A 14306-nucleotide genomic window follows, 5' to 3' on the forward strand; every position below is an offset into this window, starting at 1 on the left:
GTTTCATAACAGTGCAGCCTTGGTGAGTGCAGCTCAGAGAAATTGCTTCTTTTCCTCCGGGTGCAGCGGCAAATACGCTGTCCCCAGCGCCGAAATATTCTGTAGAGTTACTGTCAGTTAATTCAGCGTTTCGTTTCACCCAAAAAGGCACTTTACTTTGCACGTCTCCCGACTGATAACTGAGAGAATCAATCCGGTCGTTTTCCCAGTGAATATTGCTAACAGCGACATCTGTCAATACTCTTCCGCCTTTGCTTTCAATGGCTCTGGCAATCGGCTGCACCAAACTCGTGCCCATATCTTGCCGCGTGCCGTTGAAGGCCAAACCTTCGGGATTTCCGAAAAAGTAAAAGTGGAAAAATTGCATTAATTCTCCCACGCTCAATTGGTCGGGAGCGTTGAGGCTGGATTTGGCAAAAGGCAAAAAATACAAGTCGTAAAGTCCGCGCGGGAATTCTCCTTTTACCCAGTCAGCAACTGATATGTTGTCGAGGCGAGCGAAACTTTTTTGAGTTTGAAAGCCGCCAATTTCTCGAAACACTTGCCAGTGAGCGGGTTTTGTCATGTTGATTCCCCACTTGAGCCGATTGGGAGAAGATATCGCCAGGTCAACTATATTCCAGGGGAAAGCTGAATGGTTGGGACGGAAAACTTCTGGTTGGTATTTTCCGTCTCGAAAGACGACGGCGTAGGATTCCAAAGATACAAAGTTATCGGTAATTTCTAGTTCTTCAACTACACTTTTGAGGTTGTAGTATTGGGGAAAAAAACCGTGGAAACCGTGTTCCATCATAAAAGTTTCCTTCCCGACTTGTATCGGCCAACTAGCTATTTTACCTCCGAGTTGGGGAGATTTTTCTAGTAGCGTTACGGCGAAACCCCGCTGGGAAAGTTCGTAAGCACAAGCGAGCCCTGCTAAGCCTGCACCTACAACTGCAACAGTTTTGCGGTTATTCAGCATTCGCGGCAAGTCAAGAGAATCTTGGACAAAAACGGCGGGTTCAGGCTTGGAAAATCGAGAGTAGCCCAGCAGCCCGCCGGCGGCACCGACTCCGAGGAATTTGAGGGCGGTTCTTCGAGAAATTGGTTGAGATTGTGGTGGATTGGTTGATTGACTCATCAGCGGTACGCGATAACGGGCTTTAAACACAAAAACGGCATAAGGCATATATCATAGACCGAAATCAGGCTATGTGAAGAAATACGAAGAGACATTTCCCGATCGCATCGCCTTTGACACGCGCAAAAACCCATACCCTGCCACGTACTCCTGCGGTGGTTCCAAATTTTAGACGGAAGTTGAAGCTTCCAGATTTAATGCTGCAAGTAAATCTCTGATGCTTCAATTCTTTAATCTAAAATTGAGTGACTGTTATTTGTTGTTTGTTGTTTGTTATTTGTTATTTGTTATTTGTTATTTGTTATTTGTTATTTGTTATTTGTTATTTGTTATTTGTTATTTGTTATTTGTTGTTTGTTATTTGTTATTTGTTATTTGTTATTTGTTATTTGTTATTTGTTATTTGTTATCTGTTGACTGAGAAGGGTTAACAATTCCAAATTTTGCCAGAAATATTTCGTTTATCCGAGAGTTCGGCAGGGGTTTTTAACCTTTGTTTCATAGCGAAAGTCCTTTTTTATAGGACTAAAATTACTCGCAGTTTCTGTCAGATTTCACAGTCGGTTTTAACTGAAATGTTGCACCTTTCTCAATTACTTGTTTGGGAACAGGCTCTGGGGCCTGTTCCGCAAGAAAATTCATCTTTTGTGGAACGGGCCCCAGAGCCTGTTATTAACTATTGTGCAATATGTGATTTTTAACCGATTTTTGCTATAATACAGGGGTTTAAACCTCTGTCGGACTGTCGGTAAAACGCGCGGTCTAGTTGACAGCAATATTCTATAAAATAAGCCGTATCCGCACAAATAAATTCTCAAGAACCCGCAACTAATGAAGATAAACAAGTATAAAATCTGGTTGATATTAGCAGGAATAACAGCATTTTTATGCTGCTTGCAAGTGCCTGTTTCTGCTAGGCTTGCAGGTGCGATCGCCCCTCAAACCAACACCCAACTAATCGCCGCCCAAAATCAGCAATCGGCTGGAATGTACCGCCAAGCTTGCGACAGTTTGCTCTCTGTTTTAGAAATTGCCAACTTCAACTGCCAAACCTTAATCGACAATCAACTGTCTCCGACCGAAAAAGCAACTATTGACAACTTTCCCAACACCGAAATTGTGGCATCGGGATTGAGAACTTTAGGCGATGTGCTGCGATTGACAGGTGCTTTTAAAAATTCAGAGATTGTATTAAACCGCAGTTTGATAATAGCACAAAATTTGCGGAGCGATCGCACCCTCAGCGCAGTTTATCTCAGTTTGGGAAATACCCAGCGGGCAATGGGCAAGCGGCAAGAAGATATTAGGAATAATGCTGAGGCTAATTATCGCAAAGCTTTGGATTTTTACGAAAGGGCGATCGCCCTTGCTTCCAAAACCGAACAATTGCAAGCTAAACTAAATAAACTCAGCCTGCTTGTCGAAACTCAACCCGACTCAGATATCGGCAATTTGTGGCAAGAAATCCAGTCAACAGTTGACAATTTGCCCGTCACTACTGAATCCATCTATGCCCGCATCGACTTTGCCGCCAGCCTGACTTGTTTGAAAGTGCAAACAAGGGATTTCGACATCGAGAAAATCTTACTACCTCTGCCGCCCGCAGTCAAACACTGTGCTGTTACAGCCAAAGGTAAAACCGCAGCCAACCCAGAATTAATTTATGTTGCGAAACTATTGGCATCCGCAGCCAAAGATGCTAGAAAATTAGGCGATTTGCGAGCAGAATCCTACGCCAAAGGCAGTCTCGGCGAATTGTACGAAATCACCGGACAATTATCCGATGCTAAACAATTAACTGCTGAAGCTTTAGGCATTGCACAGTCAATTCAGGCGGCGGATATTGCTTATAGGTGGCAGTGGCAATTAGGCAGATTGACGGTGAAAAGTAAGGGAGACAAAAAAAGTGCGATCGCAGCTTATCAAGCATCAGTTCAAACCATCCAATCTGTGCGAAAAGATTTAATAGCCGTCAATCCAAACGTGCAGTTTTCATTCCGAGACAACGCCGAACCAGTTTACCGGGAGCTCGTAGATTTACTGGTAACAACAGATGGTAAATCTCAACCAAATCAAGATAATCTCCAACAAGCAATTCAAGAAATAGACGCCCTGCAACTAGCAGAAATAGAAAACTTTTTGCGGTGCAATTTGTCGGACACTGTAGCAATCGATCGCATACCAGACAATCGAGCTGCCCTGATTTATCCAATTATCTTAGAAAACAAAATAGCAATTATTTTTCAAGTAGCAGGAAAGCCGCTGACATATTACGAAACTCCTGTCGATCGCCAAACAGTAGAAACTACTCTGCAAAAACTGCGATCGAACTTGGCTGAGAAAGGGAAAACTCCTCAAGCCATAGCTGAATCGGAGAATGTTTACAAATGGTTGATTGAGCCTTTGGAAGCGGAACTAGCAAAAAACAATCAGATTGAAACATTAGTATTTGTGTTAGATGGCAGCTTGCGAAACATTCCAATGGCAGTGCTTTACAATCGGAAAACGCAGAAGTATTTAGTACAAGATAAATATGCGATCGCTGTTTCCCCGCAACTCACACTTTTTGCACCTCAACCGTTACAAAAAAGATTAAAAGTCTTTATCGGCGGGATAGGTGAAGCGCAAAATATAGAAGGTAAAAACTTTGAAATTATTCAGAAGTTAAAAGAAGAATTAGAAGGAATAACCACAAAAGTACCAGCCAGTAAACCCCTGCTAGAGAAAAAATTTACGAAAGCCAACATTCAAAATCAACTTCAAACAGGCAACTTTTCCGCAGTACACATCAAGACTCACGGTCAATTCAGTTCCGATCCAGAGGAAACATATATTGTCGCTTACAAACAGTTGCTAAAAGGTCAAGATATCGCCAACTTAATCGAAACAGAAACTCCGCAGCAGTCAAGCAATATTGAACTGCTAGTTTTGAGTGCTTGTCAGACAGCATCAGGAGACAACCGAGCAGTTTTAGGACTTGCGGGAATTGCCGTGCGTGCGGGGGCTCGCAGCACGCTATCAACCTTGTGGGAAGCCGAGGATTCACCCAATACCGAACTGATGTTAAAGTTTTACGAAGAACTTGCAAAACCCGGAACAACTAGGGCAAAAGCTCTGCATATTGCTCAGCAATCGCTGTTTGAAAGATATCAGGCGGTTAAGACTTGGGGGACATATATTCTAGTCGGCAATTGGCTGTAGATAATGATTTATAGCATTTCGAGCGAAAGATGAAGTGCCACTGGGCATAGGGCATGGGGCATGGGGCATGGGGCATGGGGCATGGGGCATGGGGCATGGGGCATACCTCACAACGCTTGAGAACCGCTATAGGTAATTGCAGGATTGGGAATACAAAATCAGGGTTTGGGATACCCTTTATAAACCAGTCGGCGCAGGCCGACATCGTTTGTGTAGACGCGGTTTCAACCGCCGAGCTTTCTATGATTTATGACGCATTACCGATTACCAATTACCGATTACCGATTAGGGAATTTGCAACTTAAACTCATCAAACTTCACCACTTTCGACTTGGGTTTCCGCGTATCAAAATAATAGCTGCTAACCGTACCGTTCTCCGTCTCAAAAATACTAAAAGCCGTAATATCGTTGCTTTCAATATACGGCAGCGGCAGCCCATCTTTTCCCAGCAGTGGGGCCACAGTCGGCACCACAGGTTCCAATCCGTTCGGATCTCCAGTAGCGCTGTAATCTTCCCGATATCCTGGCGGCACAAATCGGCGCTTTTCCCCCGTGAAAGCCCCGTAACTGTTGCCTACATTAGAAGTCTCTAAAAAGTGCATTCCGCTGGAACTGACAAACCGATTCCACAAATGGGAATGTCCGTAAAAAACTAACTGCACCCCCGCTGTTTCTAGCAGCGGCACTACATCCCGAATCAGATAATCTTGTTGTTTGGGATACTCGTAACGCACCATTTTAATCTCGCCATCGGAAGTGCGATTGACTATTTGCACGGGGTCAGTATAAGCGGGTACAATATTGTCGCCCACAGAATGCGGCGGGTGGTGAAACATCACAACTTTATATTTTGCCTGCTGGAATTCCGCACTTTTTAACTCTTGTTCCAGCCAATTATATTGAGCGCTACCCTTAACAATTGGCTCAAAAATATGCTGTCCGTATCCCCATTTTTCAGGGCGGTCTAAATCTTCGTCCCGTTCCCGATACCTGCCTCTGGCATCCGGATCTAAATTCGGAGTCCGCCAGATATTGGTAACATATAAAGTCACTAACCGCACGTCTCCAAAAGTCAAAGCATAATAATTCTTTTCAGCGGGAAAGCTAAAGATTTCGTTGTATGTATCGCTGTTAAAAGTATTTTTTTTTAACAAAATATCTCGATCTTTGACTGCATATTTTTGAGTGAGGTATGGATATATTTTTTCCGCAGCAGCGCGGGGAAAAGCATCGTTAAACTGGTCGTTGAGGGTGCTGGTAGTTGAAAACCTCCCCATAATTTCATGGTTCCCCATCGCCGGAAATAAAGGCGCGTGTTGGATCAGTTCGCCGCCGCTGTACACTGTTTTGATGCCGTTTTTGTCGATTTCCGAGAAGGCGCGGCCTTGCAAAGCGGGGAAAAAGGCGCGGCCTCGGTAATCGTCGAACCATTCGGAAGCGCGATCGGCTATATTAATTAAATCCCCAGCTATGAAAACTGCATCAATTTTGTCAATTGTTTCTGCAACTTTCTGGATATTTGCGGCTGTCATCGGCATCAATTGATGGTCTGAAGTGAGGAGAATTTTCAGCCCAATTCCTGCTGCTGGTATCGCAGAAAGTGTAAAAACTTTGCTGCTGACAGATGTGCCGTCTTTTGTTTGGCTGGTGACTGAATAAGGAATCCGAACACCGGGCCTTAAATTGGGGACTTCTGCTTCGTGCCGCCAAATGTCGCGGAGCACGGGATTGGTGCGAGTAATGCCCTGTTTGATGCTATCGGAGATGTGCGAGTCTTTGTCTTCGCGAGTGCGGCTTAACTTAGTAGTATTTGCAGCGGCAATTTGATTTAAATTTTCACCGTAAGCGACAGTATTGCAAGTACCGGGAAACTCGGTAAACCAGACAACTCGCACAGAGTTTGCTGTTGGGAGTTGTAGAAACGGATCGGTTAAAAGTTGAGGTTTGTTGAGGTAAAATTGCAGAATCAAACCGAGCAATAGGAGAATCAGAAAGAGCACCGCAAAAAACCAAGGATTGCGGTACTCACTTTTGGAATTTTCTACTTTGTCCGGCAATGGTGTTAACATAAGTTATTAGTTATTAGTTTGTAGGGGCGGGTTTCACCAGCAAAATATAACTCCAAACCCAAATACATCTAAACCCGACCCGCCCTTAAAAAATCAACTGCCAACGCTATCAAAAAGTTAAAAAATCAGTAAAATATCTCACATTTAACAAACTTCAACCATTTTTTCACATCTTCCCATCTCTGCATTCTCTTTCTCTGCGCCCTCTGCGTTCTCTGCGGTTAATAAAAAAATTATTTAGACTTGCTACACACAAATCTTACCACCATCTGACACCCAAAATCTCAAATAGATATGACCCGCCACCTTCTCGAAGCTAACTGCAAAACCGTACACTTAGGCGGTTTCTCTCCCAACCTCGAACCTGCTTTAACTGTGGGTTCGGGCGATCGCACCGACATCGAAACCTATTCAGGATATGATGTGGGTGAGAATGTACATCCGGAATTTCTTACCCCGGAATTTTTAGATATTTGTCAAAATTTGCCTCCCAACCGCAAAGTCGGGACAGGGAGACGGCGAAGTTAACAATACTGCGATGGAAACTTCGATGAAGGGGACTGTTAAAATTATCTTGTTTAAGGATTTATTTGTGATATTTCCGTTGGCTGAAAATCGTACTCGTGTTGCGATTGCGGGATTCGGTAGGAAATGAGATAAAGCCTGGAAAATGGCGGTAAAACAGACGGTTTATGGGTTGCAAAAGTGTGCAGGTTTCAAAGAGAAAGATGCTGAGGTTTTGTGTTCTATCGCGGTAAATTTTCGGATTGCGCCGGCTGTCAACAATCCCCAAAAAAAGTTCGCGGAATGGTGCCGAAGTCTATTTTGCCGGAGGTAAAAATTTGTGAGCGCCGAATCTGAGGTTGTATGATAGCACGCGACGGACTAAACAAGCTCGATCGCGATCGCACGAATTACACAAATTTATCACTGCGGTGGGTCGATCGCGATCGCACGAGCGTTAAAAATTCAGCTTAAGATTGGGATAAGCTGCAAATTTTATCTCAATCGAACTCAGCATGAAAAACCACACTGACGATTTTACAAAACAGGATTTAGTCGATCGGGCTTTTGGAAGTCCAGCAATCCCCGATCCCACAGCGTGGGTAGACGAACATTATTTTCTAGCTAATTTCGCCAATACTCTGGCCCACCTTCAAGAACATTTATCTGATGAGAGTCGGGAAATCGGCGAGAGTGGCGACTCCGGCGAGGCGAGATTGTCGATCGACGGTAAAATTAGAGATATGTTGAAAGCTACTTTTAGCGATGACTGCTGGCAGTATGTCGAAGGTTTGTTGTGAGTTTGGTAAAATTTATCAATATTTGTAGGTTGATAAATTTTGAGCGTCAATTAAGCTGTTGCAGATTTAAATTGTCTATTTCAACCGATGATTGAAAATCATTAAATTGTCTCCCGTCTTCGTCTGGGACATTCCTTAATAAATTGTAATCTTTTATACTTTAGATTTGCCGAAATTGCGATCGCCAGGAATTGCGATCGATCGCAAAAACTCCGCACTTTCCTCTGGCAAAGCAGTATTGATAAACATCCCGCTGCCCAACTCAAACCCAGCTTGTCTAGAAACTCTGGGAATAATTGCGATATACCAGTGAAAATATTTAGTTGCCCGTTCCGCCGTCGGTACCGACCGGATAGTATAGTTGTAATCGGGATCGTTCAATCCGTAAAAAAGTTTAGCAAGTACAGTTTTTAAAGTATCAGCAAGGTCTGTAATTTCCGCATCAGTAATATCATCAAACGAAGACGAATGCCGGCGCGGAAAAATCCAAGTGTGGAACGGAGAAAGTGCAGCAAAAGGGATAAAAGCAACAAAATGTTTGCTTTCAAAAATCACTCTTTCTCCCGCCGCTAACTCATCTGCCAAAGTCCGGCAAAACATACATTCTCCCGTGTCGTCAAAATATCTAATAGCTTCGTCGATGCGAGTGCGAAATTGGTTGGGGACAACGGGCGTAGCTGCTATCTGCGAGTGGGGGTGTTCGAGAGAAGTTCCCGCACTTTTTCCGTGATTTTTGAAGATAATAATTGTTTCAATGTAAGGATATTTTCTAATTTCTAAATAGCGCTGGCGGTATACTAAAAGTATGTTTGCAACTTCTTCAACGGTCAACAAAGCAGTAGTCAAATCGTGTCGCGGGTGTTCGACAATTACTTCGTGAACGCCGATTCCCGACATCGTGCGGTAAATTCCCGATGATATCCTGATCCGTTCTGCTGTCGGGGAGAGGGCGGGATATTTGTTGCCAATCGCCCTGACTTTCCAGCCGGTGCGTAAAGCGAAACTATCCTGTAGAGAATCGTCTGCCAAACGGCAAGTTTCTAAGGTTCCGTCTTCCTCATTTCCCACGCAAAACGGGCAATCGGCACGGTGCGGCGGCACTGCTGCGAGCGACTTTTTCTTATTAGCAAATTCGTCCGGTCTTTTCGCCCGTTCGGTGGCGATGATTACCCAATCTCTGGTAATTAGATTTTGTCTAAGTTCAGACATTTTCTTACCTTTTGTTTCAGATTTGAGCCGTTTCTTATGGTAAGATAAGAGTTGGTATGATGTCACTGCTGATTTCAAATTTTTAACAAATCTTGACATTTAATATCTTCAGGATTAAATAGGCTGTCCTGAATAAAGCTAACTATAGCAATTTTTGATTGCCTACAATTATGGTAGGATAAAATATATCAAGAGCAACAGCTAATAACTAAGTTATGGTTCTCCAAATTAATCCCACCAAACAAGAACCAGTTGTTACCTGGGAAAAACTGCCAGAAGACTTTATATTACCCGACGATCCTGTGGAAAACATTCAACAGCCACCGCTGGCAGCCGCCCTAACGGATGCCCTTGGTACTTGCGATCGCATTCAACCCGAAATGTTAATTGCCTCGAATTTTGCGATCGCTGCTACCGTCAATCAAAAGATGGTAGTCAAAGCGCCAGACTGGATGTACGTGCCGCGAGTATTGCCCCTAGCCGAAAAAGTCATTCGCCGCAGTTACACACCGTCTTTGGAGGGCGATCGAGTTGCCGTAGCGATGGAATTTCTCTCAGAAACCGACGCTGGGGAATATTCGGTGCGCGCCAAATACCCTTACGGCAAACTGTATTGCTACGAGCAAATTTTCCAGATTTCCACCTACGTTATTTTTGACCCTTACGAACTCGATTTGGAAGTCCGCCAACTGCAAGAAAATCAATATGTTTTCCAGTCACCGACAGCAGAGGGACGTTACTGGATACCAGAAATTAATTTATTTTTAGGCATTTGGTATGGAACGCGATTGGGTGCAACTATGCACTGGTTGCGGTGGTGGGATGCAGCGGGAAATTTACTGCTTTGGAGCTCGGAAAAATCGGAATTGGAACGACAAAGGGCACAACAAGAAAGGCAGCGGGCCCAACAAGAAATGCAGCGGGCCCAAGAGGCGATCGCCCAATTAGAAACTGAACGCCAGCGCAGCGAATCACTCGCCGCTAAACTTAGGGAATTGGGAATCGATCCGAATGTTTGAACAACAGACATCTGGCAAAAAGCCTGTCTGGGAGAAGCAGAATGCCTGTTCCCAAATAATTATGGAAGATGTCTGAGCTCAACTATCAACCAATCTGCATTTATTTGCGGTTAAAATTTCTCACCCAGCCATTCCCGGCCCCTCGCGAACAACTCATACAAACTTTCCACCGGCCAAAACCGCACCTTTTCATCCAGAGAACCAGTTATTAAAAACTTCCCGTCCCGACTCAAACAAATACTATGAATCGGACTTTTCAACTCCACAAAATCTGCTTCGCCTTTAAGTAAATTTCCTTTATATCCGCTAAAGTCTGCCAGTAAATTGCCCTGCAAGTCCCACAATTTGGCGGTGCCGTCTTGTGATGCAGTGGCGATCGTATCTTTTTTCGGGCTAAAACTGACACTATCAAAAACCCGGTTTCTAAGCCCTCGCGCGATCGCCCTTGTTAAGCCAATTGCAACTGCAGGTTTTGCAACTTGCAAATCGCTTTCAATACTTGGGTCAACAAGAGCGATCGCTCTTTATCAATCAAATTCAATTCCGGTAAAATCTGATAAGTACAAGGATTTCCCCGCGTCAGATACACAAACTGATAGTTGCGTCCATTCGTTGTCAATCCCCAAACAGACGATTGCTGCTGCAAACTTTTATAAGCATAAGTCAGCAATTGCGGCAAACCGGCCCAAGGATCGATCGCGCTATTTTTCGCCTCGACTACCAAAATCCAGAACTGCGCCGCCCCTATCTCCGCCTCCGGCCCATTTACAGCTAAGATATCCAAGCGCCCTTTAATTAAAGTATCCTCATCTTCAACCTCGATGGGTATACTATCTTCCATTGTCAGCACAACAGGAACATCGAAGAATCCAGTTAACCCCATTAAAGGCGAAACTACCAAAAACTTTACCAGTTCTTCAGATATTTTACCTGCGGCTAAGTACCGCCGAAAGTTATTTCTAATTTTCACTAATTCCTGCTGTTCAAATTCACTCAGCGGTTCCCGATAGAAAAAATCGTTCCAGGCATCTGCTTCTCGTTCTTCCAGTTTTAGAAGGCGGCGAACGTCATTTAGCGAAAGTTGGCTGGCTTCTAAATTTTGAGTCATGGCTTTTGTGCGATCGGCTGTTTCGACAACTTATATTATAAAAGCATTACAAGCGGATTGGCTGTGATACGATCGTACCAGATATATCCTGTAAATCAGTTATATTTTATGAAAGCAATTAAAGTGATGGCAACGATCGACGAGCGAGGGCAATTGCACATAGATGAACCACTCAAGTTAGATCGCAATAGCCGAGTCGAAGTAATTGTGCTGATTCCCGAAGTAACAGAAACTAATGAAGACGAGCAATCTAATGAAGTAATTTTAGCAGATTTCCGTCAAGCTTGGCATGAAGCTATGACCGGAAAAACGATTCCTCTTTCCCAAATTTGGGAGGGAATTGATGATGTCTGAGCAACCATTGACTGTTTATGCAAAATCAGAACAAGCTGATATGCCTGCGGCGGAAATTACGGAGATCGTTTTAGAATATGAACGGTGTGCAGTTGAATATCGACAATCTACTTAAGTAGATCGAGATCAAAATATACAAAATCAAGATATAATTTTTTTTAGTCTGTTCGTGATATTACAAAAAGTTAATAAGTTTTGACATCGGGAATTTTGTGTATTAATATTAGTTTTAGTTGGTAGATAATTGCTCTTCAAAATACTTATCTAAACAGCATTAACCAGCAGAGCGATCGCTCTTAAATTTTTTATTCAAGTGTGAGGATATTGACGAATGAAAAAAAATATTTCTTTTGTACTTGCCTTCATATTCGGCGCGTTTTTATTTGAAATGACCAGGCATTACCTAACTGCAATCTTTAAAGGTTTGGCGGGACCAGAGTCGCTGATTCTTATTTTTTTGCCTGTGGTGGTTTTGTGGATTATCGTTATTATGTCACTATTGCTGTCTGCCAAACCTGTGTTCCTTCAAGAACAATCAAAGGAGCAACAATTCATACCAGTCGATGCTGATGAATTTCCCCAACTAGATATCAACTCGTTGCAGGAATATACTGACGCGCTGGAATCCGCGGGTTTTGTCCAACTTATCGACTTCACAATTGTTAGTGAAAGTAGATGTTTTGTTAGACTCTTTGTTCACCCACAACATTATTGCTGGGCCGAAGTGGGTCAGATATTTTTTAAAAGCAAAAAGCCCATGCCGATAGCAGCCAGTATAACGAGCGCCATCGAACCCAATTGGTCATTATCTACTACCGATAGGGAAGTAAGCCGTTTTCTATACGGTATAATGTATATTTGGCGTCACCCTCGGACTTTGTGGATTAGCAAGCCTGGTGTTACTCCTAGCAAACTTTTGCAAACACATTTGCAGCGCCGAGGACAAATTGTTAGTACCATTAACATAGAAGTAATGGAATTGACCGATACTTCACTCAATGCCTACTCTGCTTTCCAACGCGAAGAAAGGATTAAACGCAAACAGGCTCTCCAGCGCAAAAATACAATTGTTGGTCTGATAGAAGCTTTACTTTTTGCGGTGAATCCGAAGCAGGAGTGGATGGGCGAATATGGGGATGTGGTAGCAACAAAGATTCGGTCATGACGTTAGGAACATAACACTACTTATGCGATTTGCAACTGCACGTTCTGCAACTTGCAAATCGCTTTCAACACTTGGGCCAACAAGAGCGATCGCTCTCTGTCAATCAAATTCAATTCTGGTAAAATCTGATAAGTACAAGGATTTCCCCGCGTCACCCGCACAAACCGATAACTTTCGCCATTCGTCGTCAATCCCCAAACAGACGATTGCTGCTGCAAACTTTTATAAGCATAAGTCAGCAATTGTGGCAAACCGGTCAAAGGGGCGATCCTCTTCGAGGGCTTCGCTAACGCACTATTTTTCGCCTCGACTACCAAAATCCAAAACTTTGTCGCCGCGAGTTCTGCATCCGGCTGATTTACCGCTAAAATATCCAACCGCCCTTTAATTAAAGTATCCTCATCCTCAACCTCAATCGGGATGCTATCTTCCATTGTCAGCACAACAGGAACTTTAAAAAATCCCGTCAATCGCATTAACGGCGAAAGTGATAAAAACTTAACCAATTCTTCGGAAACCTTCCCCACTTCTAGATAACGCCAAAAATCATTGCTGATTTGCAATAATTCCTGATGTTCAAAATCTGTCAGAGGTTCCAGAGAGAAAAAATCAGTAAAAGAGCCTTCTGTTTGTCTTTCCAGTTTGAGAAGGCGGCGAACGTCATTTAGCGAAAGTTGGCTGGCTTCTAAATTTTGAGTCATGGCTTTTGTGCGATCGGCTGTTCATGTCAAGTATATTGCAAACTTGGTATAATCTCATCTTAAAATTGGGATAAATCGATGATGTGCGAGCAACCATTAAAACCCATTAGTATCAGAATTATTCATCTCTCTCTTACTCTGCGCTCTCTGCGCTCTCTGCGGTTAAATCATTCCGAAAAAACCGCAAACAATCTCAATCCCCAAACAGACAATTACTTGTGATACAATCATACCAGATATCACCCAGAACCAGCCATGCAGCTAGAAGAATATTTTAACTTCCTAAGACCTGACGACATTCGGATCAAAGGTTCCCGAATCGGCATCGAAACCATTCTGTACGAATACCTGTTTCGCGCCCGAACTCCCGAAGAAATCGCTAACATTTATACATCCCTCACCCTCGAACAAGTTTATGCGACAATTTTGTACTACCTGCACAACAAAGAAGCCGTCGGTAAGTACATAACCGAATGGCTGGAATGGGGCGAAAAAATGCGAGAAGAACAGCGCCGCAATCCTCGTCCAGTATATGAAAAAATCCGCAAACTGAGAGCAGCAAGAGATGCAATGAGAAAAGCTGATGGCAATCCAGTATCTGTTTGATGAAAATGTCGATCCTGCATACTTTAACCAAATTCGCAGGCGCAATCCCGATCTGGTTGTTCTCGCAGTGGGAGAACTAACAGCACCTTCCAAAGGGACTCTCGACCCAGAAATTCTCATTTGGTGCGAAATCCACAATTTCATTCTCGTTACCAACAATCGCCGCTCTATGCCCGTTCATTTAACAGATCATCTAGAGCAAAATCGCCATATCCCAGGAATATTTATCCTGAATTTCAAGCTGAGTATCGGTCAAAATATTGACGAACTGATTTTGATTTATCAAGGATCGTTTGATGATGAGTACCAAGATAAAATTGAGCATTTACCGCTACCATAATTCTCACACATCCCCAACATTGACAAAACTGCCCCTGTCTTAAGGAAAATAAACATACTTTTGCCCCAACTTATGCAAACAATAGTTACAAAGACTAAGCAAAATTCAA

At 43.3% G+C, this 14306-nt stretch carries 14 protein-coding genes; 8 read left to right on the top strand and 6 right to left on the bottom strand.

The genetic code is table 11. From position 1 onward, the window contains the following. Positions 1–1168, bottom strand: a 1168-nt coding sequence (locus WBA89_RS13600; RefSeq protein ID WP_424407197.1) for an FAD-dependent oxidoreductase, incomplete at its 3' end; no start/stop codon positions are given. A 783-nt stretch (positions 1169–1951) separates the two neighbouring features. Here WBA89_RS13600 and WBA89_RS13605 point away from each other — a divergent pair. Beyond that, positions 1952–4321, top strand: coding sequence for a CHAT domain-containing protein (locus WBA89_RS13605; RefSeq protein ID WP_424407199.1), 2370 nt, complete (start codon positions 1952–1954; stop codon positions 4319–4321). 285 nt (positions 4322–4606) lie between these two features. Here WBA89_RS13605 and WBA89_RS13610 read toward each other — a convergent pair whose 3' ends face one another. Then, entirely contained in the window at positions 4607–6391 is a 1785-nt protein-coding gene (locus WBA89_RS13610; protein ID WP_424407201.1) for a metallophosphoesterase family protein, read from the bottom strand. A 294-nt stretch (positions 6392–6685) separates the two neighbouring features. Between WBA89_RS13610 and WBA89_RS13615 the strand changes: the two genes are divergently transcribed. Both WBA89_RS13615 and WBA89_RS13620 read left to right on the top strand, forming a co-directional pair. After that, positions 6686–6919, top strand: coding sequence for a hypothetical protein (locus WBA89_RS13615; RefSeq protein ID WP_424407203.1), 234 nt, complete (start codon positions 6686–6688; stop codon positions 6917–6919). A gap of 491 nt (positions 6920–7410) precedes the next feature. Beyond that, complete coding sequence (locus WBA89_RS13620; RefSeq protein ID WP_424407205.1) at positions 7411–7695, top strand: hypothetical protein; 285 nt, start codon at positions 7411–7413, stop codon at positions 7693–7695. A gap of 153 nt (positions 7696–7848) precedes the next feature. Here WBA89_RS13620 and galT read toward each other — a convergent pair whose 3' ends face one another. Beyond that, on the bottom strand, positions 7849–8904 hold the full coding sequence (gene galT / locus WBA89_RS13625) for a galactose-1-phosphate uridylyltransferase (RefSeq protein ID WP_424407207.1): 1056 nt from the start codon (positions 8902–8904) through the stop codon (positions 7849–7851). Positions 8905–9119: 215 nt separating this feature from the next. Here galT and WBA89_RS13630 point away from each other — a divergent pair, with 215 nt between their 5' ends. Beyond that, on the top strand, positions 9120–9923 hold the full coding sequence (locus WBA89_RS13630) for a hypothetical protein (protein ID WP_424407209.1): 804 nt from the start codon (positions 9120–9122) through the stop codon (positions 9921–9923). A gap of 110 nt (positions 9924–10033) precedes the next feature. Here WBA89_RS13630 and WBA89_RS13635 read toward each other — a convergent pair whose 3' ends face one another. Together WBA89_RS13635 and WBA89_RS13640 are read right to left on the bottom strand one after the other, a co-directional pair. Further along, a complete protein-coding gene (locus WBA89_RS13635; protein ID WP_424407211.1) occupies positions 10034–10408 on the bottom strand; it encodes a WD40 repeat domain-containing protein in 375 nt (124 codons plus the stop codon). Next, positions 10372–11031 (bottom strand): restriction endonuclease subunit R, encoded by a 660-nt coding sequence (locus tag WBA89_RS13640; RefSeq protein ID WP_424407213.1) that lies wholly within the window; start codon positions 11029–11031, stop codon positions 10372–10374. Before WBA89_RS13640 ends, WBA89_RS13635 begins: the two co-directional genes overlap by 37 nt. Positions 11032–11139: 108 nt before the next feature. On the opposite strand from WBA89_RS13640, the gene WBA89_RS13645 reads away from it, so the two are divergent. Together WBA89_RS13645 and WBA89_RS13650 are read left to right on the top strand one after the other, a co-directional pair. Further along, complete coding sequence (locus tag WBA89_RS13645; protein WP_424407215.1) at positions 11140–11385, top strand: hypothetical protein; 246 nt, start codon at positions 11140–11142, stop codon at positions 11383–11385. A 331-nt stretch (positions 11386–11716) separates the two neighbouring features. Continuing rightward, positions 11717–12550 (top strand): hypothetical protein, encoded by an 834-nt coding sequence (locus WBA89_RS13650; RefSeq protein WP_424407217.1) that lies wholly within the window; start codon positions 11717–11719, stop codon positions 12548–12550. Between the two features lie 20 nt (positions 12551–12570). On the opposite strand, the gene WBA89_RS13655 is transcribed toward WBA89_RS13650, so the two are convergent. Further along, positions 12571–13251, bottom strand: a complete 681-nt coding sequence (locus WBA89_RS13655; RefSeq protein WP_424407219.1) for a restriction endonuclease subunit R — start codon at positions 13249–13251, stop codon at positions 12571–12573. 255 nt (positions 13252–13506) lie between these two features. Between WBA89_RS13655 and WBA89_RS13660 the strand changes: the two genes are divergently transcribed. Together WBA89_RS13660 and WBA89_RS13665 are read left to right on the top strand one after the other, a co-directional pair. Beyond that, the gene (locus WBA89_RS13660; protein ID WP_194067525.1) at positions 13507–13857 is read left to right on the top strand and encodes a DUF433 domain-containing protein; all 351 of its coding nucleotides are present in this window, start codon (positions 13507–13509) and stop codon (positions 13855–13857) included. After that, on the top strand, positions 13835–14197 hold the full coding sequence (locus WBA89_RS13665; protein WP_424407221.1) for a DUF5615 family PIN-like protein: 363 nt from the start codon (positions 13835–13837) through the stop codon (positions 14195–14197). Before WBA89_RS13660 ends, WBA89_RS13665 begins: the two co-directional genes overlap by 23 nt. The last annotated feature ends 109 nt before the right edge of the window (positions 14198–14306 follow it).

It is taken from the genome of Microcoleus sp. (assembly GCF_049646505.1).
Lineage (GTDB): Bacteria > Cyanobacteriota > Cyanobacteriia > Cyanobacteriales > Microcoleaceae > Microcoleus.

Bases quoted from the DNA above. Each gene is read 5' to 3' on its own strand.
- WBA89_RS13605 (WP_424407199.1), top strand. From the start codon at position 1,952: ATGAAGATAAACAAGTATAAAATCTGGTTGATATTAGCAGGAATAACA.
- WBA89_RS13610 (WP_424407201.1), bottom strand. From the start codon at position 6,391: ATGTTAACACCATTGCCGGACAAAGTAGAAAATTCCAAAAGTGAGTAC.
- WBA89_RS13615 (WP_424407203.1), top strand. From the start codon at position 6,686: ATGACCCGCCACCTTCTCGAAGCTAACTGCAAAACCGTACACTTAGGC.
- WBA89_RS13620 (WP_424407205.1), top strand. From the start codon at position 7,411: ATGAAAAACCACACTGACGATTTTACAAAACAGGATTTAGTCGATCGG.
- galT (WP_424407207.1), bottom strand. From the start codon at position 8,904: ATGTCTGAACTTAGACAAAATCTAATTACCAGAGATTGGGTAATCATC.
- WBA89_RS13630 (WP_424407209.1), top strand. From the start codon at position 9,120: ATGGTTCTCCAAATTAATCCCACCAAACAAGAACCAGTTGTTACCTGG.
- WBA89_RS13640 (WP_424407213.1), bottom strand. From the start codon at position 11,031: ATGACTCAAAATTTAGAAGCCAGCCAACTTTCGCTAAATGACGTTCGC.
- WBA89_RS13645 (WP_424407215.1), top strand. From the start codon at position 11,140: ATGAAAGCAATTAAAGTGATGGCAACGATCGACGAGCGAGGGCAATTG.
- WBA89_RS13650 (WP_424407217.1), top strand. From the start codon at position 11,717: ATGAAAAAAAATATTTCTTTTGTACTTGCCTTCATATTCGGCGCGTTT.
- WBA89_RS13655 (WP_424407219.1), bottom strand. From the start codon at position 13,251: ATGACTCAAAATTTAGAAGCCAGCCAACTTTCGCTAAATGACGTTCGC.
- WBA89_RS13660 (WP_194067525.1), top strand. From the start codon at position 13,507: ATGCAGCTAGAAGAATATTTTAACTTCCTAAGACCTGACGACATTCGG.
- WBA89_RS13665 (WP_424407221.1), top strand. From the start codon at position 13,835: ATGGCAATCCAGTATCTGTTTGATGAAAATGTCGATCCTGCATACTTT.